This window comes from Actinoplanes sp. M2I2 (genome assembly GCF_023544445.1).
In the GTDB taxonomy this organism is placed as follows: Bacteria; Actinomycetota; Actinomycetes; order Mycobacteriales; family Micromonosporaceae; genus Actinoplanes.
In genome coordinates, this window is sequence record NZ_JALPVJ010000005.1 from 253650 (window position 1) to 266868 (window position 13219).

At 69.2% G+C, this 13219-nt stretch carries 17 protein-coding genes and 1 other RNA gene; 10 read left to right on the top strand and 8 right to left on the bottom strand.

Features of this window, described 5'->3' with window-relative positions; translation table 11 throughout:
- The first annotated feature begins 29 nt into the window (after window positions 1–29).
- Together HJC40_RS12140 and HJC40_RS12145 are read left to right on the top strand one after the other, a co-directional pair.
- Window positions 30–827: an S-methyl-5'-thioadenosine phosphorylase gene (locus tag HJC40_RS12140; RefSeq protein ID WP_250000991.1), complete on the top strand. Its 798-nt coding sequence runs from the start codon at window positions 30–32 to the stop codon at window positions 825–827.
- Between the two features lie 45 nt (window positions 828–872).
- On the top strand, window positions 873–1610 hold the full coding sequence (locus HJC40_RS12145) for a class I SAM-dependent methyltransferase (RefSeq protein ID WP_250000992.1): 738 nt from the start codon (window positions 873–875) through the stop codon (window positions 1608–1610).
- Here HJC40_RS12145 and HJC40_RS46105 read toward each other — a convergent pair.
- On the bottom strand, window positions 1600–2166 hold the full coding sequence (locus HJC40_RS46105; protein WP_250000993.1) for a TetR/AcrR family transcriptional regulator: 567 nt from the start codon (window positions 2164–2166) through the stop codon (window positions 1600–1602). The genes HJC40_RS12145 and HJC40_RS46105 overlap by 11 nt on opposite strands.
- Window positions 2167–2225: 59 nt before the next feature.
- Here HJC40_RS46105 and HJC40_RS12155 point away from each other — a divergent pair, with 59 nt between their 5' ends.
- Window positions 2226–2555, top strand: coding sequence for a hypothetical protein (locus HJC40_RS12155; protein WP_250000994.1), 330 nt, complete (start codon window positions 2226–2228; stop codon window positions 2553–2555).
- Here the strand turns inward: HJC40_RS12155 and HJC40_RS12160 are convergent.
- The gene (locus HJC40_RS12160; RefSeq protein ID WP_250000995.1) at window positions 2513–2989 is read right to left on the bottom strand and encodes a glyoxalase/bleomycin resistance/extradiol dioxygenase family protein; all 477 of its coding nucleotides are present in this window, start codon (window positions 2987–2989) and stop codon (window positions 2513–2515) included. The genes HJC40_RS12155 and HJC40_RS12160 overlap by 43 nt on opposite strands.
- 111 nt (window positions 2990–3100) lie before the next feature.
- Between HJC40_RS12160 and HJC40_RS12165 the strand changes: the two genes are divergently transcribed.
- From HJC40_RS12165 to HJC40_RS12185, 5 genes are all read left to right on the top strand, one after another.
- Window positions 3101–3787 carry a lytic transglycosylase domain-containing protein gene (locus tag HJC40_RS12165; protein WP_250000996.1) on the top strand — a complete coding sequence of 229 codons (687 nt, stop codon included), beginning with the start codon at window positions 3101–3103 and terminating at the stop codon, window positions 3785–3787.
- Window positions 3788–3875: 88 nt separating this feature from the next.
- Entirely contained in the window at window positions 3876–4619 is a 744-nt protein-coding gene (locus HJC40_RS12170; protein WP_250000997.1) for a hypothetical protein, read from the top strand.
- On the top strand, window positions 4616–5071 hold the full coding sequence (locus HJC40_RS12175; protein ID WP_308200886.1) for a transcriptional regulator: 456 nt from the start codon (window positions 4616–4618) through the stop codon (window positions 5069–5071). Before HJC40_RS12170 ends, HJC40_RS12175 begins: the two co-directional genes overlap by 4 nt.
- A 300-nt stretch (window positions 5072–5371) precedes the next feature.
- A complete protein-coding gene (locus HJC40_RS12180; protein WP_250000998.1) occupies window positions 5372–6769 on the top strand; it encodes a hypothetical protein in 1398 nt (465 codons plus the stop codon).
- Window positions 6766–7905, top strand: coding sequence for a hypothetical protein (locus tag HJC40_RS12185; protein WP_250001556.1), 1140 nt, complete (start codon window positions 6766–6768; stop codon window positions 7903–7905). Before HJC40_RS12180 ends, HJC40_RS12185 begins: the two co-directional genes overlap by 4 nt.
- Window positions 7906–7950: 45 nt before the next feature.
- On the opposite strand, the gene HJC40_RS12190 is transcribed toward HJC40_RS12185, so the two are convergent.
- Window positions 7951–8568, bottom strand: coding sequence for a TetR/AcrR family transcriptional regulator (locus HJC40_RS12190; RefSeq protein ID WP_250000999.1), 618 nt, complete (start codon window positions 8566–8568; stop codon window positions 7951–7953).
- Window positions 8569–8794: 226 nt separating this feature from the next.
- Here HJC40_RS12190 and HJC40_RS12195 point away from each other — a divergent pair, with 226 nt between their 5' ends.
- Window positions 8795–10228, top strand: a complete 1434-nt coding sequence (locus tag HJC40_RS12195; protein WP_250001000.1) for an amidohydrolase family protein — start codon at window positions 8795–8797, stop codon at window positions 10226–10228.
- A 328-nt stretch (window positions 10229–10556) separates the two neighbouring features.
- On the opposite strand, the gene HJC40_RS12200 is transcribed toward HJC40_RS12195, so the two are convergent.
- Both HJC40_RS12200 and HJC40_RS12205 read right to left on the bottom strand, forming a co-directional pair.
- Window positions 10557–10808: a Txe/YoeB family addiction module toxin gene (locus HJC40_RS12200; protein ID WP_250001001.1), complete on the bottom strand. Its 252-nt coding sequence runs from the start codon at window positions 10806–10808 to the stop codon at window positions 10557–10559.
- Window positions 10805–11173: a type II toxin-antitoxin system prevent-host-death family antitoxin gene (locus HJC40_RS12205; protein ID WP_308200887.1), complete on the bottom strand. Its 369-nt coding sequence runs from the start codon at window positions 11171–11173 to the stop codon at window positions 10805–10807. The genes HJC40_RS12200 and HJC40_RS12205 overlap by 4 nt, the downstream gene beginning before the upstream one ends.
- A gap of 185 nt (window positions 11174–11358) precedes the next feature.
- Here HJC40_RS12205 and HJC40_RS12210 point away from each other — a divergent pair, with 185 nt between their 5' ends.
- The gene (locus HJC40_RS12210; RefSeq protein ID WP_250001002.1) at window positions 11359–11541 is read left to right on the top strand and encodes a hypothetical protein; all 183 of its coding nucleotides are present in this window, start codon (window positions 11359–11361) and stop codon (window positions 11539–11541) included.
- A 77-nt stretch (window positions 11542–11618) separates the two neighbouring features.
- On the opposite strand, the gene ssrA is transcribed toward HJC40_RS12210, so the two are convergent.
- The 3 genes from ssrA to smpB form a co-directional block, all read right to left on the bottom strand.
- Window positions 11619–11995, bottom strand: a transfer-messenger RNA (tmRNA) gene (gene ssrA / locus HJC40_RS12215).
- A gap of 32 nt (window positions 11996–12027) precedes the next feature.
- On the bottom strand, window positions 12028–12666 hold the full coding sequence (locus tag HJC40_RS12220; protein ID WP_250001003.1) for a cellulose binding domain-containing protein: 639 nt from the start codon (window positions 12664–12666) through the stop codon (window positions 12028–12030).
- A gap of 66 nt (window positions 12667–12732) precedes the next feature.
- Window positions 12733–13209, bottom strand: coding sequence for an SsrA-binding protein SmpB (gene smpB / locus HJC40_RS12225; protein WP_250001004.1), 477 nt, complete (start codon window positions 13207–13209; stop codon window positions 12733–12735).
- Window positions 13210–13219 lie beyond the last annotated feature (10 nt).

Sequence of the window (13219 nt, forward strand, 5' to 3'; positions counted from 1 at the left end):
GAGATTCCGGCCGCGGATAAGGTCTGCCCATGAACCCAGCGGCGGAGATCGGCGTCATCGGTGGATCGGGGCTCTACAAGCTCCTGGACGGCGCGGTCGAGCATGAGGTGTCCACGCCCTACGGTGCGCCCTCCGACCCGATCACGGTCGCCCGGGTGGGTGACCGGCGCGTGGCCTTCCTGCCCCGGCACGGGCGCGACCACCGTTTCCCCCCTCACAAGATCCCCTACCGGGCCAATCTGTGGGCGCTGCGCGCTCTGGGCGTACGCCAGATCGTGGCGCCCTGTGCCGTCGGTGGGCTGCGGCCCGAGCTCGGTCCGGGCACGTTCGTGGTGCCTGACCAGCTCATCGACCGGACGAGCGGGCGGGCGCAGACGTTCTACGACACCGGCGCCATCCACGTGAACTTCGCCGACCCGTACTGCCCGGACGGCCGCCGGGCGGTGCTGGCCGCGGCCGAGCCGGTCGCCGCCGTGGACGGGGGCACGATGGTCGTCGTGGAGGGGCCCCGCTTCTCGACGCGCGCCGAGTCCCGCTGGTTCACCGCGATCGGTGGCGCCGTCATCAACATGACCGGTCATCCCGAGGCGGTGCTGGCCCGTGAGCTGGGCCTCTGCTACACGTCGATCGCCCTGGTCACCGACCTGGACGCCGGGGTCGAGGGCGATCACGGCGTGACCCAGGAGGAGGTGTTCCGGGTGTTCGCCGACAACACGGCGCGGCTGCGGGACGTCCTGCTGGACGCCGTGACCCGGCTCCCGGCCGATCGCACCTGCCCGTGCGCGTCGGCGCTCGAGGGCCTGAAGCTGCCGATCGAGTTGCCGTAGGAAAACCGGTCGAGGGGACGGGCCGGTCCCGGTACCGTCCCGGCCATGGGTGATCCGGACGGCTATTTCGGCGAGGACGTCGCCCGGACGTATGACGACGCGACCGGCGACGAGTTCGACCCGGCGGTCATCGCCCGGACAGTCGAGGTGCTGACCGAGCTGGCCGCTCCGGGCAGGCGGGCGCTCGAGTTCGCGATCGGCACCGGCCGGATAGCGGTGCCGCTGGCCGGGCGTGGCGTCGCGGTGCACGGCATCGACCTGTCGCGGGCCATGGTCACTCGTCTGCGGGACAAGAACCCGGCGATCGCCGTCGAGATCGGGGACTTCTCGTCCGTACGGGTCGGCGCCCGGGATTTCGACCTGGTCTATCTGGTCTTCAACACGATCATGAACCTGACCACGCAGGACGCGCAGGTGGCGTGTTTCGCGAACGCCGCCGCGCAGCTGCGCCCGGGTGGTCGCTTCCTCATCGAGGTGATGGTGCCCGAGCTCCGGAAGCTGCCGGCCGGGCAGACGCTGGTGCCGTTCACGGTGACGCCCAGCCGCTGGGGTTTCGACAGCTACGACGTGGCCACCCAGGCGATGGCGTCGAACTATGTGACCCTGCACGACGACGGCCGGGGTGAGTTCTGGTCGGTGCCGTTCCGCTATCTGTGGCCGGCCGAGATGGATCTGATGGCGCGCCTCGCCGGTCTCGAGCCGGAGCACCGGTGGGACTCGTGGGCGCGTACGCCGTTCACGTCCGAGAGCAGCAAGGTCATCGCCACCTGGGTCAAGCGGTGAGCTCGCCGAGGTAGTCGTCGAGCTGCCCGACCATCTCGTCCGGGGTGAGGTGCCCGGCGAGCACGTGGACGCTCAGCCCGTCGACCAGGGCGTGCAGCCGGCGCGCGGTGGTCTCGGCGTCGCCGCCGGGCGTCAGGTGCTCGGCGAGGCGCCGGCACAACTCGTACATCTGGGTGAATTGAAGCCGGTGCACGCGGGCCAGGGCGGGGTCGCCGAGCCCGAGCGCGAGGAACGAGAACGCGATCGTCGCCTCGGCGTGCCGGCGCTCGTCGACCGGCATGGTCTCCAGCAGGACGGCCCGCACCCCCTCCCGTACGCCGGAGGGCACCGCCATGGTCGTGATGCGCGCGGTGACCTGCTCGATGACCTGCTCACAGGCGAAGGCGAGCAGTTCGCCGCGGGTGGCGAAGTAGTGCCGGAGCGCGCCCGACGACCAGCCCGACTCGGCGGCCACGGACCGGATCGAGAGCTCGGCCACGCCGTCGCGGGCGATGACCCGGCCGACCGCGGTGGCGATCTCCTGGCGACGGACCTCATGGTCGACGATCTTCGGCACACCTGCGGCGCGGCGGCGAGGCCGACCTGGGCCACGCGCTCGCCGCGGTCTACCTCGGCGTGTCGGTCGCCTTCGGCCATCGCATGCTGAGCTGGGCCGACCGGCGGTTCGCGCACCACTTCGCCGACGGGCCACCACCGGCCAAGGCGCCCCCGAAAAGCACCCGCGAGCGCATGGTCCACGAGCGCCGCATGTGGCTGCGGCACCTCCTGGCGTACGGGATCGCGGGTCTGATCCTGCTTCTGTTCTCGGCGCTGATCGGCGACGCCGACCGCACGGCTCAGCTGTGGAACGTCTTCCGTCTGTGGAGCCTCGTGATCGTCATCGACGGCGTGGTGGCGCTCAGCTACACCACCCGGCGGCCCATCTCGTCGGCGAACGACCGCTGAGCGTTCCGCATGATCTCCCGCTCCTCCGCGTCGTCGAAAGCGCCGAGATCGGGCTCGGCGAGATGCGTCTGCACCCACCAGATGTTGCCCACCGGGTCACGCAGGCGGCCGCCCCGGTCACCCACGATGCGGGACGTGAAGATCGGGGTGACGACGGTCGCCCCGGCCGCGGTCGCCCGGGCGAACACGCCGTCGACATCGTCGACATAGACGCTCAGCAGAGCCGGCAGATCCGGCCAGCCCGGGTCGGCGTCGAAGGCCATCACGATCGAGTCGCCGATCCGCACCTCGGCGTGACCGATCGTGCCGTCGGGGTTCACCACCTTTTGCGGCGGCTCGGTCCGGAAGGTCGCCTCCACGAAAGCGAGGAACCGTTCCGCACCCTTGGCGGCCACGTAGGGAGTGACCGTGTGCTTACCGTCAGGGATCGTCATGCGTCCATCGTCCCCGCCATTGCGGCCACTTTCTGACCGCTCACCATGAGTGGTTGCCTTCCCGGTTCCGGTACGCCAGGGTGTTCCGAGCAACTGACGAAAGGGATGCTCGTGAATGGGCTCTTGAGCCGCGTAGGTGTGCGCGCCCTGTCCGTCGGCGTACTGGCCGCAGGCCTGTTCGCCGGTGTCCAGATGGGTCAGGATCACGGCGACGAGCCGGTCGGCGTGGCCCTGGCGAGCGCCGCCCAGGCCGACCTCGACATGCAGTTGCTGAAACAGCACGAGGCCCAGCACGCCGTGGCCCGCGCCTGGAAGCGTGAGGCCGAGGGCAACGCCGCCGCCAAGGCCGCCGCCGCCGCGAAGACCGCCGCCGGCCGGGCTCACAAGCTGGAGAAGGCCGTCGTCGCCGACAAGAAGGCGGCCGAGGAGCGCAAGAAGGAAGAGGAGTCCGGTCCGAAGGCCTACGAGGGCCCGATCCCGTCCTCCTGCAACGAATACTCCGGGAGCCGCGAGATCGGCTGCGCCCTGATGCTCGCCAAGGGCTTCCCGATCGCCGAGTTCCCCTGCCTCGACCAGCTGTGGAAGCACGAGAGCGGCTGGAACTACCGGGCGGAGAACAAGAGCTCCGGCGCCTACGGCATCCCGCAGGCGCTGCCGGGCCGCAAGATGGCGTCGGCCGGCTCCGACTGGAAGACCAGCCCGGCGACGCAGATCAAGTGGGGCCTGGGCTACGTCAAGGGCCGCTACGACACACCCTGCGGCGCCTGGAGCTACTTCCAGAACAACGGGCACTACTAAGTCTTCTTGCGCTCCTCCTGTTTGCGTCTTCTTGTGTTTTTCTTGTTTGCGATCCAAACTGATTGCAACTGCACACAGGAGGCGTGAGATGGCTGAGTTCGCACGCGACCGCGAGACCGGGCACCCCGAGCAGCTGCTGGCCGACCTCACGCGCATACGGGGAGCCGTTCGTCGTGACCGGCAGGCGAGCGCGTTCCCCTTGCTGGTCTTCGGGGTGCTGACGCTCGCCTCGACGCCGCTCTACCTCGACCCCGTCGGCCCGGACGAGCTGAGGGCCTCGCACGGGGACCCGGCGCTCGCCGGACTCGGCGGCGACCTGCTTCAGCACTCCGGGGCCATCGGCTGGTACTGGCTCGCCGCCCTGCTGGCCGGCTACCTCGGCACGCTGGTGTGGTATCGCCGGCACGCGCTCAAGGTGGGGGTGCAGACCCGTACCCGGAACTACCTGACCGCCGGGGTTCTCGGAGTGCTCGGCGGGCTGGCGCTCGGCCCGGTCCTCAACTGGCTGGCCATCGGCACCTCGGCGACGGTCTCGGACATCGTCCGGCCGGCCCTTCGCCCGGTCTACGCGCTGCTCTTCCTCGGGCTCGTCCCGATCCTGGTGATCGCCGTCGGCCTGCTGGTCCTGGCCCGGCTGGAACGCAGCCGCCTGCTCGCCGTGACCGGAGGGCTGCTGATCGCGCTCCTGGCGGTGGCTCCGGTGTATGTCAACACCGTGCCGTTCGGCGACGACACGAGCTTCGGATATGTTCCGACTGTGCTCCTGCCCGCCCTTGTCCTGCTCGTCGGCGGCGTCGTCGCCACAGTACGGGCCCGCCGAACCCGCGCATGACCACGCCACCCGACTCGTCCGACGTGAAGGGCGCGGACCCGCCGCCGCACCCGACGCAGGCCCTCGACGACACCGTCCACCAGCGACATCGTCTCGGCGTCCTGACCATCACGGCGGAAGCCGAGCGGGTCGAGTTCACCTATCTGCGCGACATGCTGAGCCTGACCGGAGGCAACCTCTCCCGCCATCTCGCGGTCCTCGAGGGCGCCGGCCTGATCGACGTGACCAAGGGATACGAGGGCCGCCGGCCGCGCACCTGGATCGCCATCACGCCGGCCGGCCGCACGGCCCTGGCCGCCGAATTGGGAGCGCTGGAAGCACTGGTCCTCCGCCACCGCCGAAGCTCGCAGGGGGCCGGCCGGGGAAGCCTCGCCGGCCAGGTCGAGACGACCGAGAACTGGGACTCGCCGGACGTGAACGACGGCATCGCTGAGGATTTCGGACTCACTTGATGCGCCCGTTCCTCGATTTTTTCTTCGCTCGTCACCACGCCGAAAGGGCACGGCCGGGGTGGGCGATGCCGCTTCCTTTTGGCGTGCTGAACCGCGGCCGATATCGGGTGGCGGGGCGGCTCTTCGCCTGGATATCGTGACGAGGCCCGGCCGCGGGACTCCGGTACGACTTCCGAAACCCGCATCTGCAGCGATTCTTCGCCGTTCGTGCCCCCATTCCCCGGCCGGCCCCATCTATCGGCAGAGAGTTGGTCGGCGGTCGTGTCCCAGGCGGATCGAGTGGCCTGCGAGGACGTCATCATGTTCGTCAACGCCGCCGTCGCCTCGACCGCTCAGCGCGAGTTCCACTCCGGCGCCGCCGAGCAGCGCTTCTCGCTGGGCTTCCTGCACGAGTACGTGCTCGGCAACTACCGCGATCTGTACGCCGCGACGCTCGCCCTGAACATCAACGATCTGAACGCGGCCACCATCGTGATCAACCTGCTCCGTACGGCGCGGGACGCGACCGCCGGGCAGCGGGCGGTGGAGGGCCGGCTGATCGCGGCACGGCTGCGGGCGTTGCCGCCGCAGCGGGTGTACGCGGTCTTCGACCGGCTGCGCCGGCTGGGGATCAACAACCGGCGCACCCGGGCAGTGGTGCGGGACTGGGTGGCGGCGCGGCCCGACCCGGCGTTCGACGCGATCAAGTATCGCCGGGGCCTGTCGGCGGCGGCCCGCCACGCGCATCTGGACCTGCCGGTCGAGGTCGGCACGGCACTGTTCGACTGGCGCCGCGCGAAGCGCTACACAACGCCGATCCTCGAGACGTGGCGGCGCGCCCACTTCGAGCAGCGAGCGCTGTACGACCTGCCCTACACCGTCGCCGAAGGGCTGGCCGCCCGCCGCGGCATCGACCGGGCCCGTTTTCTGGCGGGCATCGCGCCCAAGCTGACCGGCGGGGAGCGGCTGCGGCTGCAGGACACCGCCACGCGGCACGGGGTGGAAGCGATCGGCATGGACCTGGCCACCACGCCGCTGACCCGGCTCGCCGTCTACGCGCTCTCGCTGCCCCGCGCGGCACGGGCCACGCGCCGCGACGAGCTGACCGTGGCGCTGCGGGCGGCCGCCCGGCGAACGGCGCGCCGCCAGGCGGGCACCTGGGGCCGGGTAGTGGCGGTTCTCGACGACAGCTACTCCGCCGCCGGCTCCGGCGTGAAGCGGCGCCGGCCACTGGCCGTTGCGCTGGCCACCCACTTCCTGCTGGAGGCCCTCGCCGCCGACTACACCGGCCTGTGGCTGCACCACCGCGGCGATCCGCTGCTGGTGCACCCGACCGGCGCGACCGGCCTCGGCGAGCGGATCGTCGACGCCCTCGAGCTCCGTCCCGACCGGCTGGTCGTCGTCTCCGACGGCTGGGACAACGATCCGCCGGGCCTGGCCGGCGAGGTGCTACGGGTGTGGCACGCCCGCCTCGACCCGGACCGCGCGACGAGCGTCGTGCACCTGAACCCGGTCTACGACGCCGGCACCTTCGACGTACGCCGGCTCGGCCCGGGCGTCGCCACGGTCGGCCTCCGCGACGCCGAGGACGCCATCGCCCTCGTCGAGCTGGCCCGCTTCGCCGTCGGCGGCGCCGGATTCGACGAGCTGCGCGGCCACCTCGCGGCCCGGGTCGAGCAGTTCCTGGAAGCCGTTCCGCAGCGGGAGGCCACGCCGTGACCGCCACCGGTGGGATCGACCTGACCGGGCTGACGGCCGCACCGGCGCAGACGTGGGGAGCGATCCAGCTCGTTCCGCTGCTGCGCCCGGATCCGATCACCGATCTGCGCCTGCACGCCCGCCTCTACGACACCGAGGACGAGTCGGTGGTGGCGATCGGGGCGCAGAAGGCCTATGTGTCGCTCATTCCGCATGCCTTCGTGGCAACTTGGACGACCGACGCCACGCCGGTCGCCGCGTACGGCACCCAGCTTCGCGAACCGGCCGGTGCGGACCCCGAGGGCATGCGGCTGCCGTTCCGCCGGCGGATGGCGCGCCGCGAGGACCGGCAGCGCCTGCGATTCCTGCCGCTGCACCTGGCGCTGGAGGGTTACCTGACCCTGCAGTTCGGTGGCCCGCCGATCGCCTGGCAGGAGTGGACGCGGCACGCGGTCACCCGCGGCCTGTCCCCACGGGTGGAGGCCAGCTACGCCGGCGCCGCGGTTGCGGGCCTCGACGACGCGCTACGCCTCTTCGAGATCCACCCCAGCCAGTGCGGTGTGCTGCTCTACGTCGCCGGCGCCCTCGCTGCCGCTTTCGTCGTCCCCCACCCCGACGACTACCGATCCCTGCACCCCACCCTGCTGAAGGATCTCTACGGCGAGCAGATCTTCCAGTACGCCGCCGCCCTGCCCCCCGACCGCGGCGATCACAGCGTCCGCCTCGACGACACCCGCGTCACCACCCTGTCCGGCCTGCGCGCCCAGATCAGCCAGGCCCGCGCCGACTGGGCACACGAGCACGCCTTCCGTGCCGCAGGACTGCTCGCCGAGGAACATCTGACCTTCACCCCGGTACAGCGCATGGGCCGTTTCGCCCTGACCCGGTTCCTGCCGCCGTTCGACCCCACGGTCGAGAACCACATAGGCGAGGCCATCACCGACGACACCGGCCGGCTGGCGTACCTCAAGACCTTCCGCCTGTCCGCCGCTCAGACCCGACGCGGCCACCTGCTGTCCCAGCTGGGCAAACACGACTGGAACCTGGGCGCCACCGCCGCAACCCTGAAGACCGACCGAGACGGCCTCATCCAGCGCCTGAACCGTGCAGGCTTCGGCCACCTCGTGCGCCCAGAACACCAGCGCCCCGAGCCGTAGCCCGACACTCCTCCCAGACCCGAAACGTCACCTGCCGTTGCGGCATCAACCCCGGAAGATGTCCACCAAGCGTTCGGCTTCTTCTTCCGGCTCTGTCTGCCAGTGCTGGCCCGGTTTGTGGATGTGCAGCGATGCGATGCCGTGCAAGCCGAACCAGAGGCGCTCGGTGTGGCATGCGGCTTCAGCCCGAGTAATTGTCATCTCCCTGGACGCGTGCCACGCGTACAGCAGATTTTCGACCAGCTCCGTGACTGCGTGAGACATGTCGCCCAGGCCGGCGTCGTCGCCAAGCTGATCGGCACTCTCGAACAGCAGTTGGTACATACCGGGGTTGGCAAGGCCCCAGCGCACATATGCGCGGGCAAGGCGGCGTAGCCGGTTACCGGCGTCCTCGCCGGGGTCGTCATCGTGCAGCACAGCCGACTCGAAGACCTCGTACTGGGCGGTGAGCAACGCCTTGGTCAGCGCGCCCTGGGACGCGAAGTGGCGATAGACGGCAGCGGCTGACACGTCGCAGGCCCTGGCCACCGCCCGCAGCGACGGGATCGCCACTGGCCGCGGCCCGGCAGCCAACGCCGCAGCGGCCTGCAACAACTCCCCCCGCAGCTGGTCGCCTTCACGCCGGGTGCGCTTGGCGGCCGACGCTTCAGGTGCGTGTGTCACCTCTGTCGCCCCCTTTCGCCCGCTCTGGTTGACAGGTGTTCACCGCTTGAGGTTAACATGTGCTCACCACGCTAGTGAACGGGTGTTAACCAAAGCGCCCCGAGGAGATCTCCGTGTCGTACAAGCGGCTTCGGAAAGACCGTCCCCTTACCCACCGCTACGCTTGCGGCCCCCCGGTGGAGTGCAGTGGCCGACGTCCTTCGCAACTGACCTCAAGGGAACAGCCATGACATCACCGCATCTGCTCATCACCGGCGGCACGGTACTGGTCGGGCCGGCTCTGACCGGCACCTTCGAGCGCGCCGACGTCCTCGTGCAGGACGGCGCCATCACGGCGATCGGGCACGATCTCGACTCGTCCCGCGCGAAGACAGTCGACGCCACCGGCACCTTCGTGCTGCCAGGTTTCGTCGACGTCCACGCCCACCTGTGGGAGGCGACGATGCGCGGTCTCACGTCCGACTGGGACCTGCTGGACTTCGCCTGGGGCATCCGCTTCAACCACACCGCGCTGCACACTCCCGACGACATCTACGCCGGTGTGTTCGGCGGCGCCCAGGCCGCGCTCGACGGCGGCACCACCACCGTGCTCGACCATGCTCACTGCATCGTGACGCCCGCGCACGCCGACGCCGCACTGCAGGGTCTCGCCGACTCCGGCCTCCGGGCGATCTGGGCCTACGGCCTCACCGACGTCCCTACCCGGACACCCGCATTCACCTCGCCGGAGCAACGCTGGGCGGACCTGCGTCGCCTCCGCGCCGCGCACTCCGACGGCACGATCACACTCGGCCTCGCAGCCAACGACTTGCTCAACGTGCCGTGGGAAATGACAGTGCAGGAGTACCGGCTGGCCCGGGACCTCGGCCTGCTGCTCACCACCCACCTCAACGCGTCCTCCGGCCCTCAGCGGGTGCCCGAAGTGCTGCTGCTCGACCACGATGGACTTCTCGGACCCCACCAGGTGTACGCACACGGCAACGCCAGCGACGACCGGGAAATGACCCTGCTCGCCGGCGCCGGTAGCGCTCTCGCCTCGACCCCGGAGTCCGAGGCGCAAATGGGCATCGGCTACCCGGTGTTCGCCCGTGCCCGCACCGCCGGCATACGCGTCGGGCTGGGATCGGACCTCCAAGCCAACAACAGCCCCGACGCGTTCGCCCAGATGCGCCTGGCCCGCCAGATCGAGAACGCACGCGCCAACCAGCCCCTGCTGGACCGAGCCGGCCTGGCCGGTCTGCGTGGCGTCGCCGTGACCACCCGCGAGGCGCTGCACCTCGCCACCCACGGCGGTGCCGAAGCTCTGGGCCTCGCCGACCGGATCGGATCGCTGGAACCTGGTAAGCAGGCCGACATCATTCTGGTCCGCAACGATTCACCCCGGCAGCGTCCCATCATCGACCCGTTCGCCACGATCGTCGAGGCGAGCGGCCCCGGCGACGTCGACACCGTCCTCGTCGGCGGCAAGGTTCTGAAGCGACACGGCACACTCATCGAAGGACAGGCCGACAAGGCCATTCGGCTAGCCGAATCGACGTGGTCCGCGCTGTCCGCGCGCATGGCGGAGCGGGGTGGCCCCCAGCCACCTAGGCCCGACGGCATGCTCGAACAGGCCGCCGCAGCCGTGGTCGGCAACCTACCGTCCTGGTTCACCGCCTGAGCCGTGTCCGGGCGATCATCCGAGCCGGATTGGAGCCGCCATGAGCGATCAGCACCTCGGAGCCTCAGCGGCCCTTCCCGGCCCAGCCACGATCTGACCGCGGCCCCTGACCACAGCAACATCGACAACGACGGGGACGGCCCGTCCGTCGCGGCTGACGAGCCGGCCGACCTCGTATCGCCCTTGGATCAACTACGCCCGAAAACGAAAGCGGCACCGCCCAGCTGGACGGTGCCGCTGTGGGTTCAGGTGAGAACCCTCTCGTGGAAGTGCTATCGGCTTACTTGAACCACCCGGACCAGGCCAGCCCACTCCGCAGAACCCGTGCTCAGTAGTGATAGCGAGCTTGAACGATGATCAGGTTCTCGCCGCGCACGGTGTAGACGAGCCGATGCTCGTCGGTGATCCGTCGCGACCAATAGCCGCTGAGATTCTCGGTCAGTCGCTCCGGTTTCCCGATCCCCTGCCCGGGATCGGGCAACGCCTCCGCGATCATCCGATTGATCCGGCGAATCATTTTGGGCTCACCCGCCCACGAGGTGTAGTCCTCCCAGCCGGTCTTGTCGAATGCGACGTTCACGAGGCTTGACGCCCCATCTCCTCCGCATCAGAGATCAGATCGCGCCTCTCGAACTCTCCGGCCTCGACCCTGGCCACGCTGTCCAGCAGCCTCCGCGCGTTCGCCGGCGACCTGAGTAGGTACCGCGTCTCCACCAACGAGCGCCACAAATGCTCGGGCACAAGGAAGGCAGTGCCAGACTTCGAGACGATCTCCACCGCCTCTTCGTCGTCGTTGACCTGCTCAATCAACGGGAAAAGTCGCTTCCGTGCCTCACTCGCAGACAGCGCCACCGCACACCCCCCAGTCTTGTACCACAACACGGTACCAGTTCCGCAGGACGGCACCCAGAGCATGGCGCAGGTCCTGCTGAGGGTCGAGATCACAGACGGCCCCTTGCCGGCAGATCGTTCAAGAACCCCGACCGGCGCGGCACGGGCCGTCGTCAGGCAGTACAAGCCCAGCGTCAACGGCAACCGCAACGGTTGGTCCTTCTGGCAGATCGACAACGGCGCCAGCGGCAGGGAATGGCTCGAGTCCCTACGCCCACGAGACTGACATATCGATCGACATGGCATTGCTCATGCACGCCGTCACTCTCAGACCTGCCCTCACCAGCATCGCACAAGCGCTCATCCGCTTCGGCAGCGAGCGCGAACGGCGAAAGCTGATCGAGCGACTCGCCGCGGAACATGGTCTCGGTCCAGGCATCGATGCTCGGCAAGCACATCCCGCCAAAGCGCTGATCGCTTAGGGATCGCGGCCACTCGCACCAAGACCCTCGACAAAGTAAAGCCCCGGCCTGCTGGCCGGGGCTTTACTTTGATCTTGCAGTGGAGGTGCCGGGAATCGAACCCGGGTCCTTCGTCGCTTTGTCAGGGCTTCTCCGAGCGCAGCTCACTATGCCTCTACTCGGCCCCGGGAATCACGTGAGCAAGTTCCTGTGACGGGCCCAGTCGCTGATTAATCTCGCCGCACGGTCCCCGCGACCGGGACCGATTGGCCAACCTCCTAGCTGATGCCGGAATTCCGGGACGGAGGTACTCCCGGTCCGACAGACTTAGCTACTCGCCTCAGGCGGCGAGAGCGAAGTCAGCGCGCTGGTTATTGGCGCTTATAATTTTCCGACGACCGATTCTCGAGACGACGTCGGCTTCCTCGGCTCGCTTCCCCTGTCTCCACATTCGAAGTCGAAACCAGTCACCCCCTGGGACGTGCCACTGCATGGAACTGTGCCATCTTACCTGACGCGGCAGGAGCCGCCCAGCGCATTACAGCCGGACGGCCTCGCCTTGCCGCGTCCGTCCTTCGATGTCTGGTAGCCGAAGGACGCGGTGCGGCCGGGCTCGAGCCTGCCACCGGTGAAAACAAGGCTGCTGCCGGCCACATTCCCCTTGGCGTTCCACACTCCGCGCAGCTCCAGGTCTTCCAGATCCTCGTGGCTGACGGTCACCTTCCACTCGACCGCCCGGTCACCCTCGTTGGTGACGCGGACCGCCGCGACGTAGCCCTCGTCCCAGGTCGCGCCGACCGAGAGGGTCGCCTCGACGCTGGTCTTCTCCGTCGGTGACGGGGTGGGCCGGGTCGTCGGGGGCCGCTCGGTGGTCGGCTGGGCTTCCGGTATGGGCTTGGAGGTACGTGCGGCGGCCGTCCGCGACCTCGACGGGCTGGGCTTGGGTGCAGCCGAGGTGGTCGGTGGCGGCGCGGCGATCGTCACCCGGGGGATCGAGGGGAGCACGACACCGGGCTGCTTGGCGGCCTCGGCGGGGCCGACGGCACGTACGGCGACCCAGACGACCAGCAGCACCAGGATCGCCACGGCGAAGCTCAGGACGAACCGGGCCGTTCCGAACATGCTCACGGAGTGCTTGGCAGCCACCCTCCGCTCCCCTCCCCACAACCGGCGCCGACGATCATCGAAGGCGCCGGCGGGGAAGAGTACCTGCTAGGACATGCCTTTGGCACGCCTGCCCAGGGAGCGGTTGATCTCCTTCTGGGCGTCCCGGCTGGCCAGGTCCTGCCGCTTGTCGTAGCTCTTCTTGCCCCGGGCCAGGCCGATCTCGACCTTGGCGTACCCGTTCTCGAAGTAGACCTGGAGCGGGACCAGGGTGATGCCGTCGTCGCGCATCTTGGTGCGCATCTTGAGGATCTCGTCGCGGTGCAGGAGCATCTTGCGGACCCGCCGCGGCTCGTGGTTGGTCCAGGTGCCCTGCGTGTATTCCGGGATGTGCATCCCGTGCAGGAAGATCTCGCCGTTGTTCTCGTGGCCGAACGCGTCGACCAGCGAGGCCCGCCCGGCCCGCAACGACTTGACCTCGGTGCCGGTGAGCACCAGGCCGGCCTCGTACGTGTCGAGGATGGCGTAGTCGTGGTAGGCCTTGCGGTTGGAGGCGACGACCTTGCGACCTTGTTCGCGTGGCATGCCGCCGAAC